Here is a 22,839-nt window from a genome sequence, read left to right as displayed (position 1 = left end):
CTATTTTCTTTTAATAAAGAAAGCTCAAAGCTAAAGCTTTGAGTTTTTTTACTTATCTCACCTTTTCATCTACATACTCCATAAACTGCTCCGCTTTAATAAATCTTTCTTTGTACGCCTCAGGTACTTCTTCTACTGTTATCCCTCCACTCGATTTCGTTTTTACTAACACAGTTTGATGTGACATTAATGCCTCCATATATTGTTCATACTCTTCAGGAGTTAGTACTTCTTTACTAGATTTATGGCCATTTAATTTATCAAAATATGGATGAAGCTCCATTACTACCTTTTTCAATTCCTCTTTTTTAGCTGATGATAATTGATCATAATCTATATTACCGTTCGAATCTCCGTACGCAAGCTTTGCATTAGTTAATTTTTTCAGTTCTTTTGTAAACTCTTCATATTCCTTCGCACCCATTTCATCTTTCGCTTCTGATAATTTTGCATTAAAACGCATATACGTTTCTAATGTCATTGCTCCGGCATGTTTTTTTAAATTCTCAAAAGATCCATATATACCATCCGCCATAATAGATTGGTACGCAAAACCTGTCGTCGGGATTAAAAGAGCTGCTGCAAGTACTCCTGCGATAAGGCGTTTCTTCCTCTTACTCCCGCCGTGCTTCATTTTTATTTGCACGATTACTTTTTCTTTTAAATCCGGCGGGGCAACAATACCCTTTGCTTCTTCTTGTATAGATTCCCTAACTCTACAATCTAAACTCATTTCACATTCCCTACCTCTCCTAAAAAAATTTCTTCTACTTGCTCTTTTTGACGTAGTTTCTTTAATGCCGCATGAATTCTAGATTTCACTGTACCGATTGGAATATGTAATATTTGTGCTACTTCTTCTTGTGAATAATCGTGTAAGTATCTTAAGATAATAACTTGTTTCAATTTATACGGTAATTTATGAATGAGTTCGATTAGTTTTTGGTTTGATATTTTACTTACAACATCGTTAGAAAAATCAATTTGCACTGGCTTTCTTTGCTCTTCTGCTTTTTTTATAATTCGTAGTCGCATCCACCTCTTTCTTCTATAAGAATGAATTTGTTTAATCGCAAGCCCAATTAGCCAAGGGCGAAATGGCTTCTCGCTATCATATTTACGAAGCGATTCATATAGCTGTATGTATACTTCTTGAACGACATCATCTACATCCGTTTTATCTTCAATTAAAAAATGTGCTGTTTTATATACTTCTTGAATCGTTTTATCATACAACTTGCTATACGCTTCTTTATTGCCTGATAAAGTTAATTGGATTAAATTTGTATACACTGTTCCATCCTTCACATACCATCCCTCCTTTGTCCTACACTATATATTGGCAAGTAATTCATATTTCGTTCGATTTTTTTAAAGTTTTTTTATATAAATTAATATTATGATTCATTGAGTTCATAAGCTTCACTTATAACCACACATAACTATTATATAATTTTCCAATTTCTGATAAAGATTTAAAATAATTTATATAGTCAAATTTAGGAGGACATATAATGTAAGCTATCGTTGTAACGTCGTTCGGTGGTCCTGAAGTGATGAAATATACAGATTTTGATATACCGGCTATTTCAGAAGATCAAGTTTTAATTCGCGTAGTTGCTACTAGTGTAAATTTCGCTGATATTAAATCACGTTATGGCAAAAAAGGAAATAAAGCACTACCTTTTATTCCAGGTATAGATGCCACTGGTATTGTAGAACGTGTCGGTTCTCATGTGAAAAATATTCACCCTGGACAACGTGTCATTGCTTTTCCTCAAAATGGATCTTACGCAGAATACGTTGTTGCAAATGAAAATCTTACTTTCGTATTACCCCATGAAGTTGACTTTCAAGCTGCAGCCGCTTGTCCAATCGTATCCTTTACAAGCTATAATTTACTCGCAAATGTTGCAAGGATTCAAAAAGGTGAATCTGTACTCATTCATGCAGCTGCTGGCGGGATTGGTACTACCGCAATTCAATTTGCAAAACTATTAGGGGCTAGAACAGTTATCGGTACTATCGGAAGTGAAACGAAAAGAAAAATCGCTTTAGATGCTGGAGCTGATTATGTAATTTGTCATCAAACTGAAGATTTTGTAGAGAAAGTCAATGAGCTGACAAACGGAGAAGGAGTGAATATTATTTTGGACTCTATTTCTGGAACTGTTTCTGAAAGAAGTTTAAACTGCCTTGCTTATTACGGTCGCCTCGTTCATTTCGGTAATGCTAGCGGTGAAATTGGTAACTTTCAAACGAAAGATTTACATGCAAGTTGCCGCTCTATACTCGGTTTTAGCTTTGGAACCACACGAAAAAAGCGTCCTGAACTGCTCCAAGAAACTGCAAATGAAGTTTTCCGTTATTTGCGTGACGGACGTTTACAAATTAAGGCTACGAAATCTTTTCCACTTCAAAATGCAGGGAAAGCACATGAATGGGTCGAAAGTAGAAAAAGTACAGGGAAAGTAATACTAACTGTTTAGTCCTCTTCCTGAAATGAATACTGGAAACAGAGGTGGCATTCATGGGATCACGAATTATGCATGTTATTATCGCTAACGGTATTGCTGAGAAACTATCTATTCACGATAAGACTTCTTTCTTACTTGGAGCTGTAGCCCCTGATGCTGTTCATTCAAAAAAAGAAAAAGGAGCCTCACATTTTTATGCCGGTACAACGAAGAACTATACGAGAAGAATAGATTATGATTCATTTTTTCATAAATATGAATCACATATAGATTCCCCATTTATTTTAGGCTATTATACCCACCTCATTGCCGATGATAATTGGCTAAGTGGATTTTTTCTACCTTGGCTAAAAAATAGAATAGAGAATGACGAAACGATCGCACCCCTGTACTATAACGATTTTAAATTGTTAAATGCAAAGTTGCTTCATCATTACGATCAAGAACAACAGCTTTTCTCTCTTCTCAATCAAGAGGCTCACATTGTGGATATTGAAGAGGTTTCTAAAAAAAACGTTTTAGCTTTTCGAAAGTATCTTTTTGAAGATATGTTGTATCCAAAGCAACATTTGCATGAAGACTTACAGGTATTTACGTTTGACCAAATCGTTGGCTATATTGAGACAGCGATTGAAAAAGGAGTATTTTTTATTAAACAACTCTCTAATGAAAAATCCACTTCAAAAATTTAATCCCCCTCAAATATATTTGAGGGGGATTTTCACATAGCAATATTATTATTGGTTCTTCTCCATAACCGCAAAATAATTCCCTTCGCTATCAGCAAAGTTAAACACTTTACCAGAAGGCATAGTTACCATTTCTCCGACAGTAACATTTTTGTTTGTTAAATCTGTATATAATTGATCAAGATTTTCTGAGAAGAACATTAAGGACGGTGTACCAAGATTCAATTCTGGGCTCATTTTAGAAATAACTTCTTTATTATGTAATATAATGCTCGTTTCTGCACCGTTAGTCGGAGCAATTTCAATCCATCTCATTCCTTGCTTGTTATCTTCCTCTGCTACTACATGAAACCCTACCTTTTCCGTCCAAAAATTTACTGCCTCATCTTGATTATTTACATATAACATAATTTGTCCTACTTTATGGATCATTACATTTCCCCCTAATGGTTTTTATATTCTATGTAGCTTTCTACAAATACTATCGTTATTCCTTGTGAGTTGGTATGTACTTCTTTGCAAAATTTATCGACTGACTCATCCCATCCAGTTCGTCAAAATAATCATTTCTTTCAATCATGTTATATCCATCGAATCCAATTTTATCTAATACTTTGAAGAATATATCGAAATCTACTTCACCATTCCCTACTGCTACTTCTATATACTTAGTTGAACGATCACTTTTCACTTCTTTACAATCTTTAATATGAGTTTGTACTATATAATCTTTTAATAGTAATAAACCTTCTCCCGGATTTTCATTTACATCACTTATTAAATTTGCTGGGTCAAAGTTAACAGCTAGTCCTTTCGAGTTTGCAGTTTCTAAAAATCGTTTTAATACTATTGCTTTTTCAGATCCCGTCTCAATAGCAAAGAATCCCCCAAATTTGAACGCTAATTCCCCTATCTCATAACAAACCCGTACCATTTTATCATAGTAGGCACTTTTTTCATCATCTGGAACTTTCCCAATATGAGCTGTTATGATCTTTGCCCCAAGCCCCAAACCTCTGTCAGTAATATATTTAAACTGATCTATTGCACTCTCAGCTTCTATTCCCATAATTCCATTTTCTCCAAAACTAATTGCTAATGATGGAATCTTTATCCCATTAAAAGATAAGCTTTTCTTTAAAGCATTCCATTCTACCATTGAGATATTAGCTAAGTTAAAGTTTTTATTCATAGCATATAATTGAATATATTCTAAATCCCATTCCCTTGCTTTTTGTATTCCTTCGTTTACTTCAATATGTTTCGTATTTAAAAACATTCCTAATTTCCTATCCATATGTGTACCTTCTTTTTATTATTTCGTGTCAGTTTAATATTCGACTTTTTTTATATTATTTCCTCGTATAAACCAAATAAATAAACTACCCTTTTTTCGATACTCCCAGTAGAAGCATATATATGATAGGCACATTAAAAACACTAATACAATTCCCATTATCACTTGTTTACAAACAAAAAAGACGTAACTACAAATAGTTACGCCTTCCCTATCATTTATCTAGGCTTTTTCTTCCCAGTAAATGCTGGTTTCTTTTTCTTTGGTGCTTTCGGTTTCGTTTCTACGAATGATCCTTTGAACATTTCTTGCTTCGTAAATACAATGCCTAGTTTTTTCGCAAATTGCAGTAATTTACGCTCTTCTTGTGGTGTTACAAGAGACACGACAGTTCCTTCTTTACCCATACGTCCAGTACGTCCTGAGCGGTGAATATATTGGTCTACTGTGTCTGGTAACTCTAAATGAATTACGTGTGTTAAATCGTCAATATCGATACCGCGTGCTGCAATATCAGTAGCAAGTAGAATTTCTAATTTCCCTCCGCGGAAAGCACGCATTGTCGCTTCACGCTCTTGTTTACTTGCTTCTGCATGAAGAGCTGCTGCTTTCATTTTACGGAATTTCAATTTCTCAGTAATTTCATCTAAACGGAATGGGTCGTTTAAGAACGCAACTGCTTTTACATCGCCCATATGCATAATTCTTCTTACGTAATCATTTTTTTCGCGTCGCTCACAAATGATATACGTATGCTCAACTAAGCTTTTTGATTCTGCACGTGTTACACGTACTAATTGTGGTTCCACTGCTAAATCACGTGCCGCATCTTCTGCCGCTTTTGTCATTGTCGCCGAGAAGAATACTAATTGACGATCCCGCATCGTTGATTTAATTACATCTTGCACTGCGCCCATCATTTTTTGCTTTACAATTTGATCAAACTCATCAAATACAATTGTTTTTACTTCATGCATTTTTAGCTTTTTCATACGAATTAATTCTAAAATACGGCCTGGTGAACCGACAATTACTCTTGGGTGTTTCTTTAATTTTTCAACTTGGCGCTTAATATCTGCACCACCAATTAAAGATGCACCTGAAATTTCAGTTCCTGCTGTAAACTTTTGAACCTCTTCATGAATTTGCATTACAAGTTCACGTGTTGGCGCTAAAACAACAACTTGTGGCTGTTTTACTTCAGGATTAATTTTATGTAAAAGGGGTAATAAGTACGCTAATGTTTTTCCTGTTCCAGTTGGAGATTCAGCTATAACGTCTTGTCCTTCTAAAATAGTTGGAATCGCTTGTTTTTGAATTTCAGTTAACTCTTTAAAACCAGCCTTCTCCCAAGCTTGTTGTAAAAATGGTTGCATATCTTTTATCATTTGTTTTTCTCCTTTATCTCTATTTTTGAAGAAAATGCTGTATTGTTCGCACCGTTTCTATCATGTGTGAAATAACAGCTATTAAATCATCAACATGGTCTTCTGTAATCGCTTTTTGAAATAGAACCTCTACCTTATTATGATATGAAATCGCTTGCTTATTATATTCGTATGAAACTTTCTGCATAATCATTCTTTCTTTTCCCCATATAGAACGCATTAATGTTTCAATTTCTTCACATTTTACTTCTGGTTGTTCTAACGGGAATGAAAATGCTAGCTTCATCTCACAACCTGGTGTAAACTGAGGCACTTCTAGTATTTCACCAGACAAGTTCTTTGCATCCACAGATAATGAAAATGTTGCTTCTACTAATGGTTCAAACGGTTCTGTTAATTGAAATGAGATATGATATATACGACTTAATGAAGCAAGATCCATCATATCTTTTCGATCTGTTACAAGAATATCTCCATGTAGATCAAAATCATACACAGCACCTTCTACGATTACTTTTAAATTGTCAAAAGCAGTTGGATCAAACATAATTTCCTCCAAAAAACAGGCGCCTTTCGATGGAAAGGCGCCACTTGATGTATATATAGTTTACAGATAAACGAGATGAATTACAACCTTTTAGAATAAACCTACTGCTTTTCCATCTTCATTTACATCCATTTGAAGTGCTGCTGGCTGTTTTGGAAGACCTGGCATTGTTAACATTGTACCTGTTAACGCAACGATAAAGCCTGCACCGATAGATGGTTTTAACTCACGAATTGTAACGATAAAGTCAGATGGACGACCTAATTTTGTTGCATCGTCAGAAAGAGAGTATTGTGTTTTCGCCATACAAACTGGTAGATTACTCCAACCTTCTCCTTCATATTGAGCTAATTGCTTACGTGCTTTCGGAGCAAATTCAATATCTTTTGCGCCATATACTTTTTGAGCAATTGTACGAATTTTTTCTTCTAATGGTAATTCTAATTCATAAAGTGGTGCGTAGTTGTTTTCACCTTTTTCGATTTCTTTTAGTACTTTTTCAGCAAGGTCAACTCCGCCTTGGCCACCTTTCTCCCAAACTTCTGTTAAGGATACTGCATAGCCACGCTCATTACACCACTCTTGTAAGTATGTAACTTCTGCATCTGTATCTGTAATAAATTTATTAATTGCAATTACGAAAGGCACACCGAAGCTTTGAATTGTTTCAACATGCTTCTGTAAGTTTTCCATACCTTTTGCTAATGCATCTACATTTTCTTCTTTTAATTGATCTTTTGCAACGCCGCCATGCATTTTAAGCGCACGAATCGTCGCAACAATAACAACTGCTTCTGGTTTAATGCCAGCTGCACGAGCTTTAATATCTAAAAACTTCTCAGCGCCTAAATCAGCACCGAATCCAGCTTCTGTAATAACATAATCACCTAATTTTGCTGCCATTGTTGTAGCGATAACACTGTTACAACCGTGAGCGATATTCGCAAATGGTCCGCCATGAATGATAGCTGGTGTATTTTCTAACGTTTGTACTAAGTTCGGCTTTAATGCGTCTTTTAATAATAGTGTTAACGCACCTTCTACACCTAAATTTTTAACCGTTACAGGTTGATTTGTAAAGTTATAAGCAACTACGATGCGAGATAGACGCGCTTTTAAGTCTTGAATATCTGTTGCAAGGCAGAACACGGCCATAATTTCAGATGCTACTGTAATGTCAAAACCGTCTTCACGTGGTACACCTTGTACAGGTCCACCAAGACCAATTACTACGTTACGAAGGGCACGATCATTTAAGTCAACACAGCGTTTCCAAACAATTTTACGCGTATCAATTCCAAGTGTGTTTCCTTGTTGGATATGATTATCAATAAACGCTGCTAATGCGTTATTGGCAGTTGTGATCGCATGGATATCTCCAGTAAAGTGAAGGTTAATGTCTTCCATTGGTACGACTTGTGAAAAACCGCCACCTGCTGCTCCACCTTTTAATCCCATCGTCGGTCCAAGAGATGGTTCACGAAGTGCAATTACTGTTTTCTTACCAATTTTGTTAAAAGCTTGACCTAAACCAACTGTTACTGTTGATTTACCTTCTCCAGCTGGAGTTGGGTTAATCGCTGTTACTAAAACAACTTTACCGTCTTTCTCATCTTGTAAGCGCTTAAAAATATCAAGAGATAACTTACCTTTATAATGCCCGTATGGCTCTAATTCATCTTCTAAAATATTTAAATCAGCTGCAATTTCTTGAATCTTCTTCATACTCGCTTCTTGTGCGATTTCAATATCGGATTTCACTGTTGTAGTAGTTGTCATATACCCTAGTCCCCCTTTAATTGGTTCTGATGATATTGTATCAGTTTTTTGTATTTTCTGCACTTATTTACCTCCTAAAAATTCTTTCATTTCTTTATACGTTTTTTAACATAAATACCCATAAGAATGTTAACGATTGTTGTAACTCTGTAGGTAGTTGACCTAACATCTTCTCATTTACTCCGCGCTTATATACGCCGATGCCATCTATAACTTTAAAACCTTGTTCTTTCGCTAACTGTTCAAATTCCCAAGGCATCATCGTATTACAAACAACGTCTTTTCCATACAAGCGAGGATAACTGTTCTCTCGTGGCTTTGCTGTCGGCCCTAAAATTGCAATACATGCATATCCATCTTTCTTTAACACACGCTTTATTTCATTTAACGCTCGTAATGGCTCTTCCGTCCATTCTAAAGAATTAATTGCCATAATTGATTCAAATTGCTCATTTTCAAATGGTAATGCAGAAAGATCTCCTTTTATAAAAGATAAATTCGGTCCTTCTCCGCGCTCCTTACCTTTTTGAATCATCACTTCCGATAAATCTACTCCCACTGCTTTATAGCCTGCGCTACTTAATTTATATGTACCGTACCCATCACCACAACCAACATCGAGCACTTGTCCTTCTTTCTTCACGTATTGTTCAAAAAACGGAATAATTGTACTTCTGCTACCACTGTCCCACATCTCTTGACTATTTTGATTCCAAAACTCTGCGCTACTATCCCATTTCTTTTCTGCTGATTCATGCCAATTAAATTTCGTCATACATTCCCCTACCTTCACGCTTTATCACTCATTTCATTCTACATCATTTTCCAAAATTCCTGTTTTATCCCGCTTGCAGTAAGACACCTACCTCAAAATTCAATGGATGCGGACCAGTTAATGGGAGAGAACTGCTCATAAAAATCCAATTGTTACTGGCTGATAATCAGTCGTGATGGAAAAAATCCCTCACTTTATCTTCAATAGGAGATGGATATGTTAACGATGGAATACGTATTCTCCATTTTTTGCTTTACTTGGGTTTAACTCATACTCATGCTCTTCTCATTTTGAAAGATACTATAGATACACCCAATTGAAAGAGAGGGATGTACATGCGAAGAAAGAGAAATCATCATTTTAAAAGTGGTGAAAAAAACGAAGAGTATGCTGCTGAAATATCACCAGCTGGCATTCCAATTAGACATAAGCGTAAAGAAATTGCAAATGAGATAGAAGGTACAAATACCGGTGCAATGGTAGGCTATGTCGCTTTATTTCTTTCGTTATTCTCCATTGCTTTTTATCCAGTTACGCTCGGCTCCCTAGCAATTTTAGTTGGCCTATTAGCTGTCAATTTCGGAGCAAGAACACTTGGATATACAGCCATTGGTTTTGGTAGTTTTTCTGTTTTATTTACTTTACTTTATCCGCTTGCTTTGTCAGCGTTTTAAAAAAACACACCAAGTCATACTTGGTGTGTTCATTCATGATACAACATAATATGACCGCATCCACAACAATGTTTCGCTGTAATTTCTTGAAACACTGGATAATTTTCTTCATCTCGATGCTCAATAAATACTTTTTCAAATCGATACATGTTTGGTGCATATGCCCAATCTTGTTTCGTACGTGCATATAACGTTGAGGAAAAAAACTCCTCACCGCCACAAACAATACATGTGTTCTTCATCAATACCCCTCCTATGCTTGTCTTACTTCATCTATATGAACATAAGCATAAAAAAAAGACCTTCTATTACTAGAAAGTCTTCTCTGAAACAAAAAGAAATGTACCAAACATTCCTACTCCGCTATATTCTTTTGAAACACCAGCTTCTGTTTTAAATGTTTGCTTTACAGTCATAAAGAATACACCATTTCGTGCATCTGTACTTTCAAATTGTAGTTTTTCTTTTTTACCATCTACATTTTGCGTGCATTCAAAACTACTCTCATTACAATTCAACGCATACTTATCCTGTACATACACTTTAAAATCTGATTCTTTCGGACAAGTTATAAGTAATATTGCCACGAGAATAATACTTATAATACCCACAATTGTATAATATTTCTTCATTTGTACTCCTTTCAAATGACAAGAAAACTTGACTTCATACGCCAAGTTTTCTTAGTCAACAACCCATTGCCACTCTTGTTCTTTCTTATCAAAAATGAGCCAACCTGTTTCTGTTGCTTCCTCTTTCAATTCATCGATATTATCTAACACCTCATCCGTACTTTCATACGAACCAACTACATATACCGGAATTTCAAGACCTCTTCTTGACTCAATCTTCCCTGCTAAATCTATGTAAAGACCATCTTCCATTAGTGGAATAAGTCCCATAATCAATTCTTTTGAAATCGCTGGGAAAATTTTTGATTTTTGGAAGAAAGAAAAACGTTTCTTACCGAAAGCACCGAGTTTATACGGAATGACTTTACTTAACATTCCTACAAAATCAGCAATTCTACGATAATACACTTTGTTGTACCATCCGTCATCATGTGAAAAATAAACAAATCGATTTTTCAGTAACGGAAAGAATGTTCTTGCAAGTGGTTCTTTTTTGTGAGCCAAATATAATAATTCTGCAATTTCTTTCGGCTCTAATTCATCTAAATCGCTTGCATCATCAAAATCTACCCAACAAAATTCATCAAATTCATCAATCTCTGCTTGAATTAACTTATGTATATTTTCTTCCTCAACATATTCAAATAAAGTATGATAATGAAAATCCGTCCATTCAAAGTTGTGCTTCAAAAGCAACACTTGATGAAGCGGTGAAGGGATGTTACTCGCAAACTCTTTAAACGTAATTCCTGATGTAATAAAACAATGACCTCGACGATTACCATTAATATATATCATATTCTTTACTTGGTCAGATCCTCCAGACAAAGCACCTAGCCACCTTCGTTTTATATGTTTCAATTCTATAGCATATTTTAACATGAAAAATTTTAGAAACATAGAAAAAACTTCAAAAACTATTTACAATTTCATGTGTTTTATTACATAGTGATTACAAGAAAAAACGCCTGCTCATAAGCAGGCGTTTTTAAAGGATTTCATCAGGGTTTTGAGGATGATGATTTCCCTCTTTCTTTTCTTCTTTTTGGAACATCGATTGAATTTTATCAATTGTTTGTGGAGCTAATTCAATCATTTTTTCTGCTAAATGTGTCGCATTTTGTAGATGTAGAATATTTACTCCATCTTTATTCACCACAAGAAATGCTACTGGTGTAATCGAAACACCACCCGCGCTACCGCCACCAAATGCAGGGTTACCGTTCGCTCTTTGTCCATCATTCGTTTGGAAATCAGAACCTCCTGCTCCAAAACCGAACGCTACTTTAGAAACCGTTAACACTACACCACCGTCAGCCGTTTGAACAGGCTCTCCAACAATCGTATTTACATCGACCATTTCTTTTAAATTTTCCATTGCTGCTTTCATTAACCCTTGAATTGGATGATCCACCGTTCATAACCTCCTTTGTCATATCTTTCCTAGTTTTTCCGAAAGTTTGTGAACTAAACATAAAATTTTATATTGATTTCAAAAAACTTAAGTTGTAATATTTAGAAAAATAAAAAAAGAGGTCGATTCGTTATGATGCGAAAATTAACAAAGAAAGATCATGAACAAGTATTCGCTTATCTAAAAGAAGAAGCAGCCCTTAACTTGTTTATTATTGGAGATATTGAAGCTTTCGGTTATGACACAGATTTTCAAGAATTATGGGGAGTATTTAAAGAGAATGGAACATTAAAATCAATTCTACTCCGATTCCACGATTCATTTATACCCTATAGTAAAGAAGAATTTATTACCACTGATTTTGAGGCACTTCTTTCCGCATATAAGCCACTTAAACTCTCTGGTAAGTCAACTATTGTAGAAAAGTTTGAAACTGCTCCAAGTCTACAATTAGGCGTCAAAAATGAAATGTATTTTTGTGAATGTCTAAATGACAACAACTTACCTGACACGCCTATTCATGAAACGATTAAACTTGCGTCACTCGATGATATAGAACGAATTATGAAATTACGAAGTGACATTGCTGAATTTCCGACTACTAATGAATCAGAGAAAATATTAAGGCAGGCTATCGAAACGAATACAGGACGCACATACTATATTGAAAAAGACGGCGTGATCATCGCATCCACCTCTACTTCCGCTGAAAATTCATTATCCGCTATGGTAGTTGGTGTATGTACACACCCGAATTATCGTGGAAATGGATTTGCTTCACTCATATTACAAAAAATGATTCAAGACTTTACGAAAGAAAGCCGAACACTTTGTTTATTTTATAACAATCCAGTTGCTGGACGAATTTATAAACGACTAGGATTTAAAGACATTGGAATGTGGACGATGTATCGATAATAAGAAGTAACTCTATAAGAGGAAATAGTCGTAACTTAGTAATACAAGCAAATTACAAAATAACTCTCACCGTTATTATGAAGATGGAGAAACTACTTGTAAAGCCGTGCCCCTAACTAAAACATGTCATGTATTCAAGCTAAATTTAGACAGATAAACGCCCCAGTTGTTGCATCTACTCCAGCAATTGGGGCGTTTATCCTCAAATTCTTTCCACTATATTTATGAAACATTTATCACACTTATGTCGCTATTATCTTTACGTACAAATGCCCTTCTAAATATTACTGCGTCTTATTATACTTTGCTTTAAAATCAATATATTCCTGTTTCGCATCTTTGTTATTACCTTGGTGACTATCAAAAGATGTATGTATTTGTGATATGTATTTTACTAACTTGCCTTCATCATTTCTTTTCTTATAATTTATTACAATACTTACTTCCAATATCTGCTTTGAACCATTTTTAGAATCAATATGCAATGCGATTGATCCACCATCATATTCATCATATTGTATTTTCAACTTATCATTAATGATACTCTGAAACTCTAATTCAGTTAGTTTGTATCCAACAGTACTAGGCTGATCAAACTTTTTTATATCATCCCCGGGCTTCATCTTTAGTTTCCCTATCCCTTTTAAACGATCTACAATTAAGTTCACATATGAAACATCCAGATTCGATTCCGGACTTTGTACCTGTCCATTTTTATACATAATATTGGTACGATAAACAACTTCTTCTTTATTATCTTTGCTGTCTACTGCTGAAGTAACCTCTTGTGTTGTATTTCCATATAAACTTTTATCTTTCGTATTATATATCCCTTCCGAAGTTTGATAGATTGTTTTTCTATGCTCTCCATCTTCCTTTTGCTCATATGTACTATATATACCTCTTTGTTTCACATACGCATATCCATCATCACTAGCGGACATAACCTTTTTCATGTCACCTTCATCCAAAGCTTTGACAAATGGCTCATACTCTATCTTCGTCTCCCCAAAACCACATCCACTTAATAAACTTGATACTATTAACAGAACTATCATCATCCTAGCTTTCTTCTTTAACTTCATACTGACCCCCCGTTGATTTCTCTAGGCATTTTTAGGTTCATTACATTCCCATTTTGATAGTAATATAGTTCACCTTTACTTACCGGTATTTATTAACTCATACAGATTATATTGAAGATACTTTAATTTTTAATAGCATTAATTCATATACAATCCTTAATTGTTTATACATTCTGTTCGAATTTTCAGAAACCAAAACTTATTTTATTTCTTTAGTTTTCTTTTTTCCTTCTCTTCATAAAGCTTTAGTCTTTTCTGACGTTCCCTTTCATGTTCCTCCCACGAAATATAAAATGATGGAAATTTAAATCTACAATAGGCTAATAATTGGAACTCTGCTGCACCTATGGCTACCGCGTACATGATTAGAGTTCCTCCCGCATACAATCCTAAAATATTTTGTGTATAATCATTATGCACATAAATTAAAATGAGAAGAGTTAACACATAAATTAGAGCACACTTAATTGCAGTCCTCTTTGTTTTACTAAAAAATGAAGAGGACTCTTCTCCCGTATTAAATGCCCCTTTACTTGCCTGTCTAAAAGTATCAATAGTCGCTAAAATATGTAAAATGACTGCACCTAAAAATAATAACCCGACATACATTAATGTAACTTGATCAATTGAATAATTTGACGCTCCTGGAATTATCAACATTGTAAATGTTATAGTGCCTAGCTGAAACGCATATAATAGTACCACGAGTGTTTGTAGTTTCTGAAATTTAAATGGCATCTTAGGAAACAAATAAATAATTAAAAAAATTACTTGAAGACTATAAAGCACCAACTCAAGGCTAACAATTATTTTATCAAAGAGAGTCGGGTAATAACTCCAACCAAACCTTATTAACCCTCCAATAAGAAAAAACATTATTAATGAAATAAAAAACATCGTTCCAAACATAAACCCTGTAGCCCAATCGGGGCTTAAGCGATTCTTGCAAGTACTTTTAAATTCATTTAAATCTTCTTCTTTTATATTCCACACCCTGACATTTCACCTTCTATACAGTTTAAATAATTTTCATTCACTAAAATTCTATTACATTCTTAATATTTTTAAGTACATAGATTTTTGTACAACTAAATTCAGATAATCTTTTAGGTATATCATTACCATATTAATTACCATAATCATCTAACCAGAATGCCTTTTGATGGTTCAAGTAGTGTTCTTTTTCCTCAAAAGTTCCAAATATTCTTCTTTCAATTAAGTATAACCGTCTTCTTGTCACCTTCATCCAATGCCTTTATTAGACTCTCATACTCTATTTTGATTTACCAGAACTATACGCGCTCAGTAAAACATAACTGTTATCACAATAACTATTTTTCACTACCCCTTTACTCATATTTTCACAACATTTATCGTTCTCAAAATTCAATTAAAATATATTATTTTTGATTTATATACTCTTTTTCATAATTTACATATTCTTTTTTGGAACTTTGATTATTATCTTCCCTGGTATGATAATATGTTGAAATCTCTTGATTGCGTTTTATAAGCTTATCTTCTTTTTTTTCTTCATAATTTACCGATATTGTTATTTGTGTTATTCTCATTTGATTTTCTTTTGTATCATTAGGCGTATTAAATTCAATCATCAATATTGCAGAATCAAATTTATCATATTTTAAATTTAACTTATCATTCATGATGTTTTTAAACTGTAATTCAGTTAAATCATAGCTTATTATGCTCGGTTCACTAGATCTTTTTGTATCTTCACTCGGTTTCAATTTACTAAGTTCATTTAATCCTCTAAACATTAATTTTACATATGAAACATTCATAGCTTGATCCTGAGCTACTGAACGGGATTTTTCATTTTTTAAATTTGTACTATAGACCGTTTCTTTTTTGTAATTTTGATTACTACCAACGTTTTTATCATTTTTTATATCAGTAACAACCTTTTGAGTTGTTTTCCCATATAAGTCGTCTTCTTTCACATTATATACTCCATGGGTTGTTTGATATATTATCCTGCTATGTTCACCATCTTCTTTTTCTTCATAAGTACTTTCGCTAGTCTCTTCTTTCACATATGCATATCCATCATCACTCGCAGACATAACCGTTTTCATATCCCCTTCATCCAATGCCTTTACTAATCTCTCATACTCTATTTTTGTTTCCCCGAAACTGCACGCACTTAGTAAAAACGTTACTGTCATTACAATAACTATTTTTTTAACTAACCTTTTACTCATGCCATAACTACACCTTTCCCCTTATTTTATACATTACTTATTATTCAAATATTGTTTTTCATACTCCTCATATCGGGTTTTAGAAGCTTTATCGTTATCTTCTTTAGTATTTAAATAGATTGCTATTTTTTGATCATGCCTTATTAATCGGCCTTCTTTATTCTTTTTTTCATATCCCATTGTGATGCTTATTGTAGTGAATTCCATTGGATTTTCTTTTGAATCTTTCGCCGAACTAAATTCCATTAATAATATTGCTTCATCAAATTTATCGTAGTCCACCTTTAACTTATCATTAATTATTTCTTGAAATTCCGATTCGGTTAAGTAATATGTTACCTTGGATGACTCACTAAATCTTTTTTTATCTTTTTTGGGTCTTAAACTATCTATTCCCTTTAATCTATTAAATATAAATCGAACATTCGAAACATCCAAATTTTGATCTGGACTTTTTGATTGATTATCTTCATATTTAATACTAGTTCTATATACAATCTCTTCTTTTTTTTGCTCACTATTTAATGAACTAGCAATTTCTTGCAAAGTTGTTCCATAGAACTTTTTTTCTTTAATATTGTATACTCCTCCTGTTGTTTGATATACAACGCTAATGCGATTATCATTTTCCGCCCCAAACGTGCTATCCCTAACCTCTTCTTTCACATAAGCATACCCATCATCACTCGCAGACATAGCCGTCTTCATATCACCTTCATCCAATGCCTTTACTAATCTCTCATACTCTATCTTCGTCTCCCCAAAACCACATCCACTTAATAAATTTGCTATTATTGACAGAACTATCATCATCTTGGCTTTCTTCTTTAACTTCATACTGACACCCCGTTGATTTCCCTAAGCATTTTTTTAAGTTCATTATCTTCCTTTTTGAAAAGTAATACATTTCACCCTTATTTACTTTTCGTTTTGGATTTTGTATTTTGTTTTCGAATTCTCCCACGCATTCTCTCATTCTCTTCCCACGTAATATTAAATGATTTAAATTTGAATCTACAGTACACCAATAACTGGAATTCTGCTACACCAACGGCTACTGTGTACAGTAAAACAGTACCTATTACATATCCAATAAAAGTATCAATCGCATAATCATTATGAAAATAAATCAAAATAAGTAGGATTAATGCGTATATTGAAGTTACTTTCATCATAGTTCCTTTTGTTTTACTAAAAAAGGAAGCGGATCTTTCATTCATACTAAATGTACCTTCACTTGCCTGTTTAAACGTATCAATCGTTGTCACAATATGAACAATCACTGCTCCTATAAATAAGAAGCTTACATATACTAATGTAATTCCGTCGATTGTATAATCAGACATTCCAGGAAGAATCAGAGCTGTGAATAATATTGTACCTAATTGAAATGCATATAATAACACGACAATCGTTTGTAATTTTTGAAATTTAAATCGAGCTTTTGGAAATGAATATAGAATTAAAAAAATTATTTGTAAGCTATATAGCACAAGTTCAATTTTAAAAATTGTTTTTTCGAATAAAGTAGTATAGTAATCCCAACCAAAGGTTACTAAAGTACCAATAAGAAAAAACATCATAACTGAAACGTACACTATTGTTCCTATCATAAAACCTAAAGTACCCTCAGGACTTAAACGGCTGCTACATGTTACTCGAAATCCATCTAAATCTTCTTCTTTTATGTTCCACATTCAGTTTTTCACCTTCTATACAGTTTAAATAATTTCCAGGCACTAAAATCCCATTACATTCCTAACTTTTTAAGTACATTCATCTTTGCGTAACTATATTCAGATAATATTACCTCTACATTAATTACCGTACATAATCAGAATGCTTTTGATAGTTCAAATAGCCTTCTTTCTCCTCAAAAGCTCTAAATATTCTTCTCTCTTTCACTTAAGCATATCCCTCATACTCTATTTTTGTTTCCCCCGAAACTGCACTCACTTAGTAAAAACATTACTGTCATCACAATTGTATCGAGATAATAAAGCTCTTTAATTTTATCTTCAGAAAGGTGATAACCTCCCATCAACAATATGCTAGGAGGTTATTACAGTTATTTTAAATTTGTTTTTATTTTAATGGATTCGATTTTTGCAAATAATAATGTTATTTAATTTGAGAGAAGCGAATATTAAAAACCTACTGCTTAATAACTCGTAATTAAGTCTTCACCCTCATATCTAGGGTCTTTCTCAACTTTACCATCTTTTGTTTTGATGACTTTTAGTCTACCTAACCACTCTGCTCCCTTATATGTCTCTTCACTTACCCATACATTATGCTTTTTACCATCTACCTCAACTACTAATGTGGGGTGTGTAAACATGAATTCCTTCTCTACATGCCTACCTACAATTTCTGCATGTAATGATGTACCTTCTTCAACTAATTTACTATTTTGATACCCTTCGATAATAGGTAATCCAATAAATACAAAGAATATCAGTCCAAATACGATTACTTTCTTCTTTGTACTCCATTTATTCTTTTCTTTCAATTCCTTCTGTCTCGCTTCTCTTTCTTCGCGTTCATCCAAACTCTCATTTAAAGCATCTTCCCATGCCTTAATTTCCGCTTCGATTTCTGCTTCAGCTCTTGCTAGTTTTTCTAGTTGTTCATCGGTTGCTACCATCTCATATGAGTTATCTCCAACCAAACGAATTTCAGTACCATTTTCTTTTACTTTTCGCAAGTCTTTTTCTGTACAATTAAACTCTCGAATGATTTCCCCTTGTGTGTTTACCAATCTAACGTAAATGTTTTTTTTCTCCTTCTTCTTAAACATCTGCACTCCCCCTTATTTGTTTCCTATCATAGATAACCCTATTGCAATTAAGAGAAAGAAAACGATAATAAGGAAAGTCTTCCCTTTGCTTAATTGTGTTGCACAACCTTCCAAGACAGCCCATATAAGAATTGGAAAAAGAAGAATACCTAGGAAAATATCGACCAACTTATTGCTACTCTTCTTTAGTGGTTTTTCTTCTACTATCGGTTTTATCTGAACAGCTTCTTTTCTTATTTGTTTCGGTTTCTTTTTCTTACGTCTATGATTCACCCAACTTACTCCTTTTAGAATAACTTTTTCCTAACTATAAAAATACCGAAATATCCCCATTTTCCATTTTATAAACCTGTCCAGGTATTACAAAATCTGTGGCTTTAATGGCGCCATCCAAAGGACCATATTCATTTATAAGACTGCGGCAATTCTTCATATTGGTCCCGTATATGTACTTAACCACATCCTTATTTAAAACAGGCGCAGGATTTAAAGCTAATACGTTTATATTATCTTCTTGATGTCTTAATGCAACTGTATTCGCTGCTCCGCCACCTAAAGAGTGCCCTAGTAAAGTTATCTTCTTTCCTTTATTACTCGCCTTGACTTTTTCATAAAATTTTTCTGCTTGACTATACTGAAATTCCGCTAATGATCCCAATATAGGTGAATTAGTTAAATTATGCAGCCAAATTGCTCCATCGGTTGCTAAATAGCCTATTTGGCTCGGTTGGTTTCCAACGTATACAATGAAAATTTCATGCGTGTTTCTTTCCTCTAAAGCATATGCCCCAAATCCAGTCACTGAATGAATATCATCAGAAACTATAAGATTAGCATTAAAGTTGTCTTGTAACTTCTGTTTATTTATTATTGGATCAGAATTATTATATTTTTTTCTTGTCCATTATAATCATAAATATCTCTTGCCGATAATCTTAATTTTCCTACATCACTACTTAATTTATAATCTTCCTCGTTCACCATATTCTCCCCCTTATATATTAATGGCTTTCTTTAAATTTCTTTTCATATTGTAAGTAATCTTTTTTTGATTTCCGATTATTTTCTTCTTTATTACGTAAATATGTTGTTATTTCTTGATCATGCCTAATCATATTATTTTCTTCATTTCTTTGTTTATAGCCTATCGAAATTGTTATCTCTGTTATTTTCATCGGATTTTCCTTTGTATCCTTAGCAGAATTAAATTCAATTAGTAGTGTTGCATAACTAAACTTCTCATACTCTAATTCTAAATTCCCATTAAATATCTCTTTAAATTGAGTTTCTGATAAATTATAGCTTATCGTAGTTGGTTGGCTGAAGCTTTTTTTATTCACATTTGGTTTCAATTCATTTATTCCTTGCACTCTATTGAGCATTAATTTTATATTAGACATATCTTTCCCTCGATTTGAAGCTTCTAGCTGTCCATTTTCGTATCTTATATCTGACTTGAATACAAATTCTTCTTTATATTGTGGGTTGTCACTATGTTTTTCATCCTCAACTGGAGTATTGATTTTCTTTTGTGTCTCACCAAAAAGAATATTATCTTTAATGCTATAAATACCTTGCGTTGTTTGATAAACTACTCCTATTTGCCTATTATTATCCTCAATAAAAGTACTATTCCTAACCTCTTCTTTCACATACGCATACCCTTCATCACTCGCAGACATAACCGTCTTCATATCACCTTCATCCAATGCCTTTACTAATCTCTCATACTCTATCTTCGTCTCCCCAAAACCACATCCACTTAATAAATTTGCTACTATTGACAGAACTATTATCATCTTAGCTTTCTTCTTTAACTTCATACTGACACCCTTATTCAATCAAAATAAGCTTTCCTCTTTCCATTTTGGAAGAGGAAAGCTTATTTCCTTTTAAATTTATTTTTTTCCCTTTATTTCTAACTCTTGTGCTTGTTGTTGCTTTTTATTTTTTTCAATTACTTTTTCAACAAACTCATTCCGCCACATTTTAAACTTAGCTGCGAATTGACCTTCAATTTTATTTCGATACCCTTCAAATTTAACCTCTGCAATATCCGTGTGGTTAAATAATTTATACGTCTCTTCGGTTAAACCCACTGGATGCAACACTCCACCATAATCATAGAATGTGTTTTCATCAAGTAATAAACCTCTCGTAGTGATTACATACTCCACATCTTCCTCTTCTTTAAGACCCAATCTTACAACACTGCCTAAAGGTAATACTTTATCCATATAGTCTTTCATATTAATTCACTGTCCCTTTTAGTACGCTAATTTTCTCTTCTATTTTTTGTCTTTTTTTCTCTAATTGACGGATACGATCAATAAATGCCTCACGTGTTTTTCCTTGTAATGTACTATCAATACTACTCTCTAACCTTCTAATATCTCCCGTTAAAGATGTAGCTGCTTTTTCCAATTGCACTACAACGTTTATAATTTGTTCTCGTCCACCACTAGCTGGAAATGTACTATGAACTCTTGACATTATCGTATGTAAATCCACCTTCATACCCCTCTCTTTTAAATTTATAAACTTGGAGTTTTAATAATATGAAACTGCTCCTAATTCTTCGTCTTTTGCAAACATAGAAAATACCGCTTCTGAAACATCGTCGTTTAATTGTTTTAAATCTTTCGATAACTCCTTCACATCTTTAGCAATTTCACCTAATAAAGAACGGTTTATCCCCCTACTGTTATCATTCATAAAGAGATTTAACAATGAGTGACGATGACTTAATATATGTTCAGATACAATTGCAGCTACATTTGTATCAACTACAAAATCTCCTTTAAACAAATCTAGTAAATCTTGCACGTAAGAAGCTGCAACTTCTTTTGCAATATCTAAAATTTCACTTGTAGCTAAATATACTACAACACTTCCAGATAAAAAATTTATAGCAGTATTAAATACAGACTCTAATACTTCTAAAACTTTTTCCTTACATTTCGCTAAAGTTGTTTCAATCCATTCTACAGCGATATCTACCGCTCCTTTTATTTCAACTGTAGCCATTATACTAAATTGGATTGCTTCTGCTGTAATTTGAGACTTTAGTCCTTCATACTTTGTATTTAATCTTGAAAAACCTTCTTGAACTTTTTCTCTTAGCTTTTCAAGCTCCTTGCTGCCTTGTACAATGTCCGAGTAACCTAATATTCCACCTATAATACTAGAAATTGGCGTTGCATTTAGTATCAAATTAATTGCAGTTCCAGCTACCTTTTCTTCTTCTATAGAAACTTTTCTATGAAATACATCATGTATAGTTCCTGTGTATATAGCCCCAGCAGATTGAGAAAACTCCATAAATCCTGGGATAATATCCCACCCCGTATCGTTATCACTTGCTAGTTTATCAATCCATATTAGATGTCCATTCTCATCATAATCCTTCACTGTAAAAGCATATGAGTGACCAGCTTGATTCGGAATTTTATACATTCTTCCCGGAAGTGTGAAGTCTGCTGCCTTTATCCCAATATGTAGTGGATCATTCTGATTAATGATATTCCGAACATTTTTCATATCAAACCCATTACCAAATTTATCAACATCTCGGTTTAATACAGGCGCTGGATTTAATGTTAATGTTTCAATATTATCTTCTTGGTGTCTTAACGATACAGTATTAGCTATACCACCACCTAATGAATGCCCTGTTACACTAATTTTGGCAGAAGGGTTATCATGTTTAACCTTCAAATAAAATTCTTCTCCTTGATCATACTGTCTAACTGTAAAATCGTGTTCCAAATTACCTAACATTATTTTATTTGCACCTGTTATATTATGTCCCCCAATTTCACCATCTGTTATTGCATCCGTTGCATCTTCCGTTCCTACATATGTTATTACAATTTCTCCTGTAGACCTATCTTTAAAAGCGTATGCAGCAAATCCTGTATTTTCATCAACTTTATCATCTATAAAATCTGCGTTAAATTTATCCTGTAATGTCTTTTTATTTTTTTGACTTAGTTGGTTATACGGTTCTTTACCAGCTTTAAAGTCATAAATATCCTTTCCAGCTAGCTCCAATTTCCCCCAATCAGAATTTATCTCTCTTACCTCTATATCCTCTATTATTTCTTTATCTTGCTCCACATCCTTACTCATATTACTCACTC

At 33.6% G+C, this 22,839-nt stretch carries 28 protein-coding genes and 1 pseudogene; 4 read left to right on the top strand and 25 right to left on the bottom strand.

Annotated elements, in window-relative coordinates; translation table 11 throughout:
- Window positions 1–52: 52 nt before the first annotated feature.
- Both ACTFP3_RS06715 and ACTFP3_RS06710 read right to left on the bottom strand, forming a co-directional pair.
- Window positions 53–733 (bottom strand): DUF3600 domain-containing protein, encoded by a 681-nt coding sequence (locus tag ACTFP3_RS06715; RefSeq protein ID WP_349561333.1) that lies wholly within the window; start codon window positions 731–733, stop codon window positions 53–55.
- Window positions 730–1,308, bottom strand: coding sequence for a sigma-70 family RNA polymerase sigma factor (locus tag ACTFP3_RS06710; RefSeq protein WP_440009736.1), 579 nt, complete (start codon window positions 1,306–1,308; stop codon window positions 730–732). The genes ACTFP3_RS06715 and ACTFP3_RS06710 overlap by 4 nt, the downstream gene beginning before the upstream one ends.
- Before the next feature lie 248 nt (window positions 1,309–1,556).
- On the opposite strand from ACTFP3_RS06710, the gene ACTFP3_RS06705 reads away from it, so the two are divergent.
- Window positions 1,557–2,489, top strand: coding sequence for a quinone oxidoreductase family protein (locus tag ACTFP3_RS06705; RefSeq protein ID WP_440009993.1), 933 nt, complete (start codon window positions 1,557–1,559; stop codon window positions 2,487–2,489).
- 41 nt (window positions 2,490–2,530) lie between these two features.
- Complete coding sequence (locus ACTFP3_RS06700) at window positions 2,531–3,169, top strand: hydrolase (protein ID WP_440009734.1); 639 nt, start codon at window positions 2,531–2,533, stop codon at window positions 3,167–3,169.
- A gap of 45 nt (window positions 3,170–3,214) precedes the next feature.
- On the opposite strand, the gene ACTFP3_RS06695 is transcribed toward ACTFP3_RS06700, so the two are convergent.
- The 6 genes from ACTFP3_RS06695 to ACTFP3_RS06670 all read right to left on the bottom strand — a co-directional run bounded on the left by ACTFP3_RS06695 (window position 3,215) and on the right by ACTFP3_RS06670 (window position 8,952).
- Window positions 3,215–3,598 carry a VOC family protein gene (locus ACTFP3_RS06695; RefSeq protein ID WP_000581478.1) on the bottom strand — a complete coding sequence of 128 codons (384 nt, stop codon included), beginning with the start codon at window positions 3,596–3,598 and terminating at the stop codon, window positions 3,215–3,217.
- Between the two features lie 55 nt (window positions 3,599–3,653).
- The gene (locus tag ACTFP3_RS06690) at window positions 3,654–4,463 is read right to left on the bottom strand and encodes a sugar phosphate isomerase/epimerase family protein (RefSeq protein ID WP_440009731.1); all 810 of its coding nucleotides are present in this window, start codon (window positions 4,461–4,463) and stop codon (window positions 3,654–3,656) included.
- 218 nt (window positions 4,464–4,681) lie between these two features.
- Window positions 4,682–5,851, bottom strand: coding sequence for a DEAD/DEAH box helicase (locus ACTFP3_RS06685; RefSeq protein WP_000588613.1), 1,170 nt, complete (start codon window positions 5,849–5,851; stop codon window positions 4,682–4,684).
- A 19-nt stretch (window positions 5,852–5,870) separates the two neighbouring features.
- On the bottom strand, window positions 5,871–6,398 hold the full coding sequence (locus tag ACTFP3_RS06680; RefSeq protein WP_000460219.1) for a hypothetical protein: 528 nt from the start codon (window positions 6,396–6,398) through the stop codon (window positions 5,871–5,873).
- Window positions 6,399–6,488: 90 nt separating this feature from the next.
- Entirely contained in the window at window positions 6,489–8,177 is a 1,689-nt protein-coding gene (locus ACTFP3_RS06675) for a formate--tetrahydrofolate ligase (protein ID WP_440009991.1), read from the bottom strand.
- Window positions 8,178–8,271: 94 nt separating this feature from the next.
- Complete coding sequence (locus tag ACTFP3_RS06670; protein ID WP_440009728.1) at window positions 8,272–8,952, bottom strand: class I SAM-dependent methyltransferase; 681 nt, start codon at window positions 8,950–8,952, stop codon at window positions 8,272–8,274.
- A gap of 335 nt (window positions 8,953–9,287) precedes the next feature.
- Here ACTFP3_RS06670 and ACTFP3_RS06665 point away from each other — a divergent pair, with 335 nt between their 5' ends.
- Window positions 9,288–9,626, top strand: coding sequence for a hypothetical protein (locus tag ACTFP3_RS06665; RefSeq protein ID WP_001253201.1), 339 nt, complete (start codon window positions 9,288–9,290; stop codon window positions 9,624–9,626).
- Between the two features lie 29 nt (window positions 9,627–9,655).
- On the opposite strand, the gene ACTFP3_RS06660 is transcribed toward ACTFP3_RS06665, so the two are convergent.
- The 4 genes from ACTFP3_RS06660 to ytfJ form a co-directional block, all read right to left on the bottom strand.
- Window positions 9,656–9,868 carry a hypothetical protein gene (locus ACTFP3_RS06660; protein WP_000798747.1) on the bottom strand — a complete coding sequence of 71 codons (213 nt, stop codon included), beginning with the start codon at window positions 9,866–9,868 and terminating at the stop codon, window positions 9,656–9,658.
- Window positions 9,869–9,937: 69 nt separating this feature from the next.
- Window positions 9,938–10,258: a hypothetical protein gene (locus ACTFP3_RS06655; protein WP_000761174.1), complete on the bottom strand. Its 321-nt coding sequence runs from the start codon at window positions 10,256–10,258 to the stop codon at window positions 9,938–9,940.
- Window positions 10,259–10,309: 51 nt separating this feature from the next.
- Window positions 10,310–11,086: an oxalate:formate antiporter gene (locus ACTFP3_RS06650; RefSeq protein ID WP_000014087.1), complete on the bottom strand. Its 777-nt coding sequence runs from the start codon at window positions 11,084–11,086 to the stop codon at window positions 10,310–10,312.
- 160 nt (window positions 11,087–11,246) lie between these two features.
- Window positions 11,247–11,672, bottom strand: a complete 426-nt coding sequence (gene ytfJ / locus ACTFP3_RS06645) for a GerW family sporulation protein (RefSeq protein WP_000349991.1) — start codon at window positions 11,670–11,672, stop codon at window positions 11,247–11,249.
- A 132-nt stretch (window positions 11,673–11,804) separates the two neighbouring features.
- Here ytfJ and ACTFP3_RS06640 point away from each other — a divergent pair, with 132 nt between their 5' ends.
- A complete protein-coding gene (locus ACTFP3_RS06640; RefSeq protein WP_000984752.1) occupies window positions 11,805–12,590 on the top strand; it encodes a GNAT family N-acetyltransferase in 786 nt (261 codons plus the stop codon).
- A gap of 284 nt (window positions 12,591–12,874) precedes the next feature.
- Here the strand turns inward: ACTFP3_RS06640 and ACTFP3_RS06635 are convergent, their stop codons facing one another.
- The 13 genes and pseudogenes from ACTFP3_RS06635 to ACTFP3_RS06575 all read right to left on the bottom strand — a co-directional run bounded on the left by ACTFP3_RS06635 (window position 12,875) and on the right by ACTFP3_RS06575 (window position 22,828).
- Window positions 12,875–13,675 carry a DUF3952 domain-containing protein gene (locus tag ACTFP3_RS06635; protein ID WP_440009720.1) on the bottom strand — a complete coding sequence of 267 codons (801 nt, stop codon included), beginning with the start codon at window positions 13,673–13,675 and terminating at the stop codon, window positions 12,875–12,877.
- Window positions 13,676–13,879: 204 nt separating this feature from the next.
- Complete coding sequence (locus ACTFP3_RS06630; RefSeq protein ID WP_000267161.1) at window positions 13,880–14,668, bottom strand: hypothetical protein; 789 nt, start codon at window positions 14,666–14,668, stop codon at window positions 13,880–13,882.
- Between the two features lie 218 nt (window positions 14,669–14,886).
- Window positions 14,887–14,952, bottom strand: coding sequence for a hypothetical protein (locus tag ACTFP3_RS06625; RefSeq protein WP_223153424.1), 66 nt, complete (start codon window positions 14,950–14,952; stop codon window positions 14,887–14,889).
- Between the two features lie 123 nt (window positions 14,953–15,075).
- A complete protein-coding gene (locus ACTFP3_RS06620) occupies window positions 15,076–15,897 on the bottom strand; it encodes a DUF3952 domain-containing protein (RefSeq protein WP_000044430.1) in 822 nt (273 codons plus the stop codon).
- 33 nt (window positions 15,898–15,930) lie between these two features.
- The gene (locus tag ACTFP3_RS06615) at window positions 15,931–16,734 is read right to left on the bottom strand and encodes a DUF3952 domain-containing protein (protein ID WP_000768457.1); all 804 of its coding nucleotides are present in this window, start codon (window positions 16,732–16,734) and stop codon (window positions 15,931–15,933) included.
- Window positions 16,735–16,811: 77 nt separating this feature from the next.
- Complete coding sequence (locus tag ACTFP3_RS06610; RefSeq protein ID WP_000267105.1) at window positions 16,812–17,594, bottom strand: hypothetical protein; 783 nt, start codon at window positions 17,592–17,594, stop codon at window positions 16,812–16,814.
- Between the two features lie 464 nt (window positions 17,595–18,058).
- On the bottom strand, window positions 18,059–18,697 hold the full coding sequence (locus tag ACTFP3_RS06605; protein ID WP_000473567.1) for a hypothetical protein: 639 nt from the start codon (window positions 18,695–18,697) through the stop codon (window positions 18,059–18,061).
- Between the two features lie 12 nt (window positions 18,698–18,709).
- Window positions 18,710–18,970, bottom strand: coding sequence for a hypothetical protein (locus tag ACTFP3_RS06600; protein WP_001016544.1), 261 nt, complete (start codon window positions 18,968–18,970; stop codon window positions 18,710–18,712).
- A gap of 37 nt (window positions 18,971–19,007) precedes the next feature.
- Window positions 19,008–19,681, bottom strand: a pseudogene (locus ACTFP3_RS06595) (lipase family protein); the annotation flags it as partial.
- 17 nt (window positions 19,682–19,698) lie between these two features.
- Entirely contained in the window at window positions 19,699–20,520 is an 822-nt protein-coding gene (locus tag ACTFP3_RS06590; protein ID WP_139372020.1) for a DUF3952 domain-containing protein, read from the bottom strand.
- A 75-nt stretch (window positions 20,521–20,595) separates the two neighbouring features.
- Complete coding sequence (locus ACTFP3_RS06585) at window positions 20,596–20,946, bottom strand: DUF4176 domain-containing protein (RefSeq protein ID WP_000656383.1); 351 nt, start codon at window positions 20,944–20,946, stop codon at window positions 20,596–20,598.
- 1 nt (window position 20,947) lies between these two features.
- A complete protein-coding gene (locus ACTFP3_RS06580; RefSeq protein WP_025687481.1) occupies window positions 20,948–21,208 on the bottom strand; it encodes a hypothetical protein in 261 nt (86 codons plus the stop codon).
- A 39-nt stretch (window positions 21,209–21,247) separates the two neighbouring features.
- Window positions 21,248–22,828 carry a lipase family protein gene (locus tag ACTFP3_RS06575; RefSeq protein ID WP_163093490.1) on the bottom strand — a complete coding sequence of 527 codons (1,581 nt, stop codon included), beginning with the start codon at window positions 22,826–22,828 and terminating at the stop codon, window positions 21,248–21,250.
- Between the last annotated feature and the right edge of the window lie 11 nt (window positions 22,829–22,839).

It is taken from the genome of Bacillus cereus group sp. MYBK5-2, assembly GCF_051915685.1.
GTDB lineage: Bacteria > Bacillota > Bacilli > Bacillales > Bacillaceae_G > Bacillus_A > Bacillus_A cereus.
This window is presented reverse-complemented; position numbering and strand designations above follow the sequence as displayed.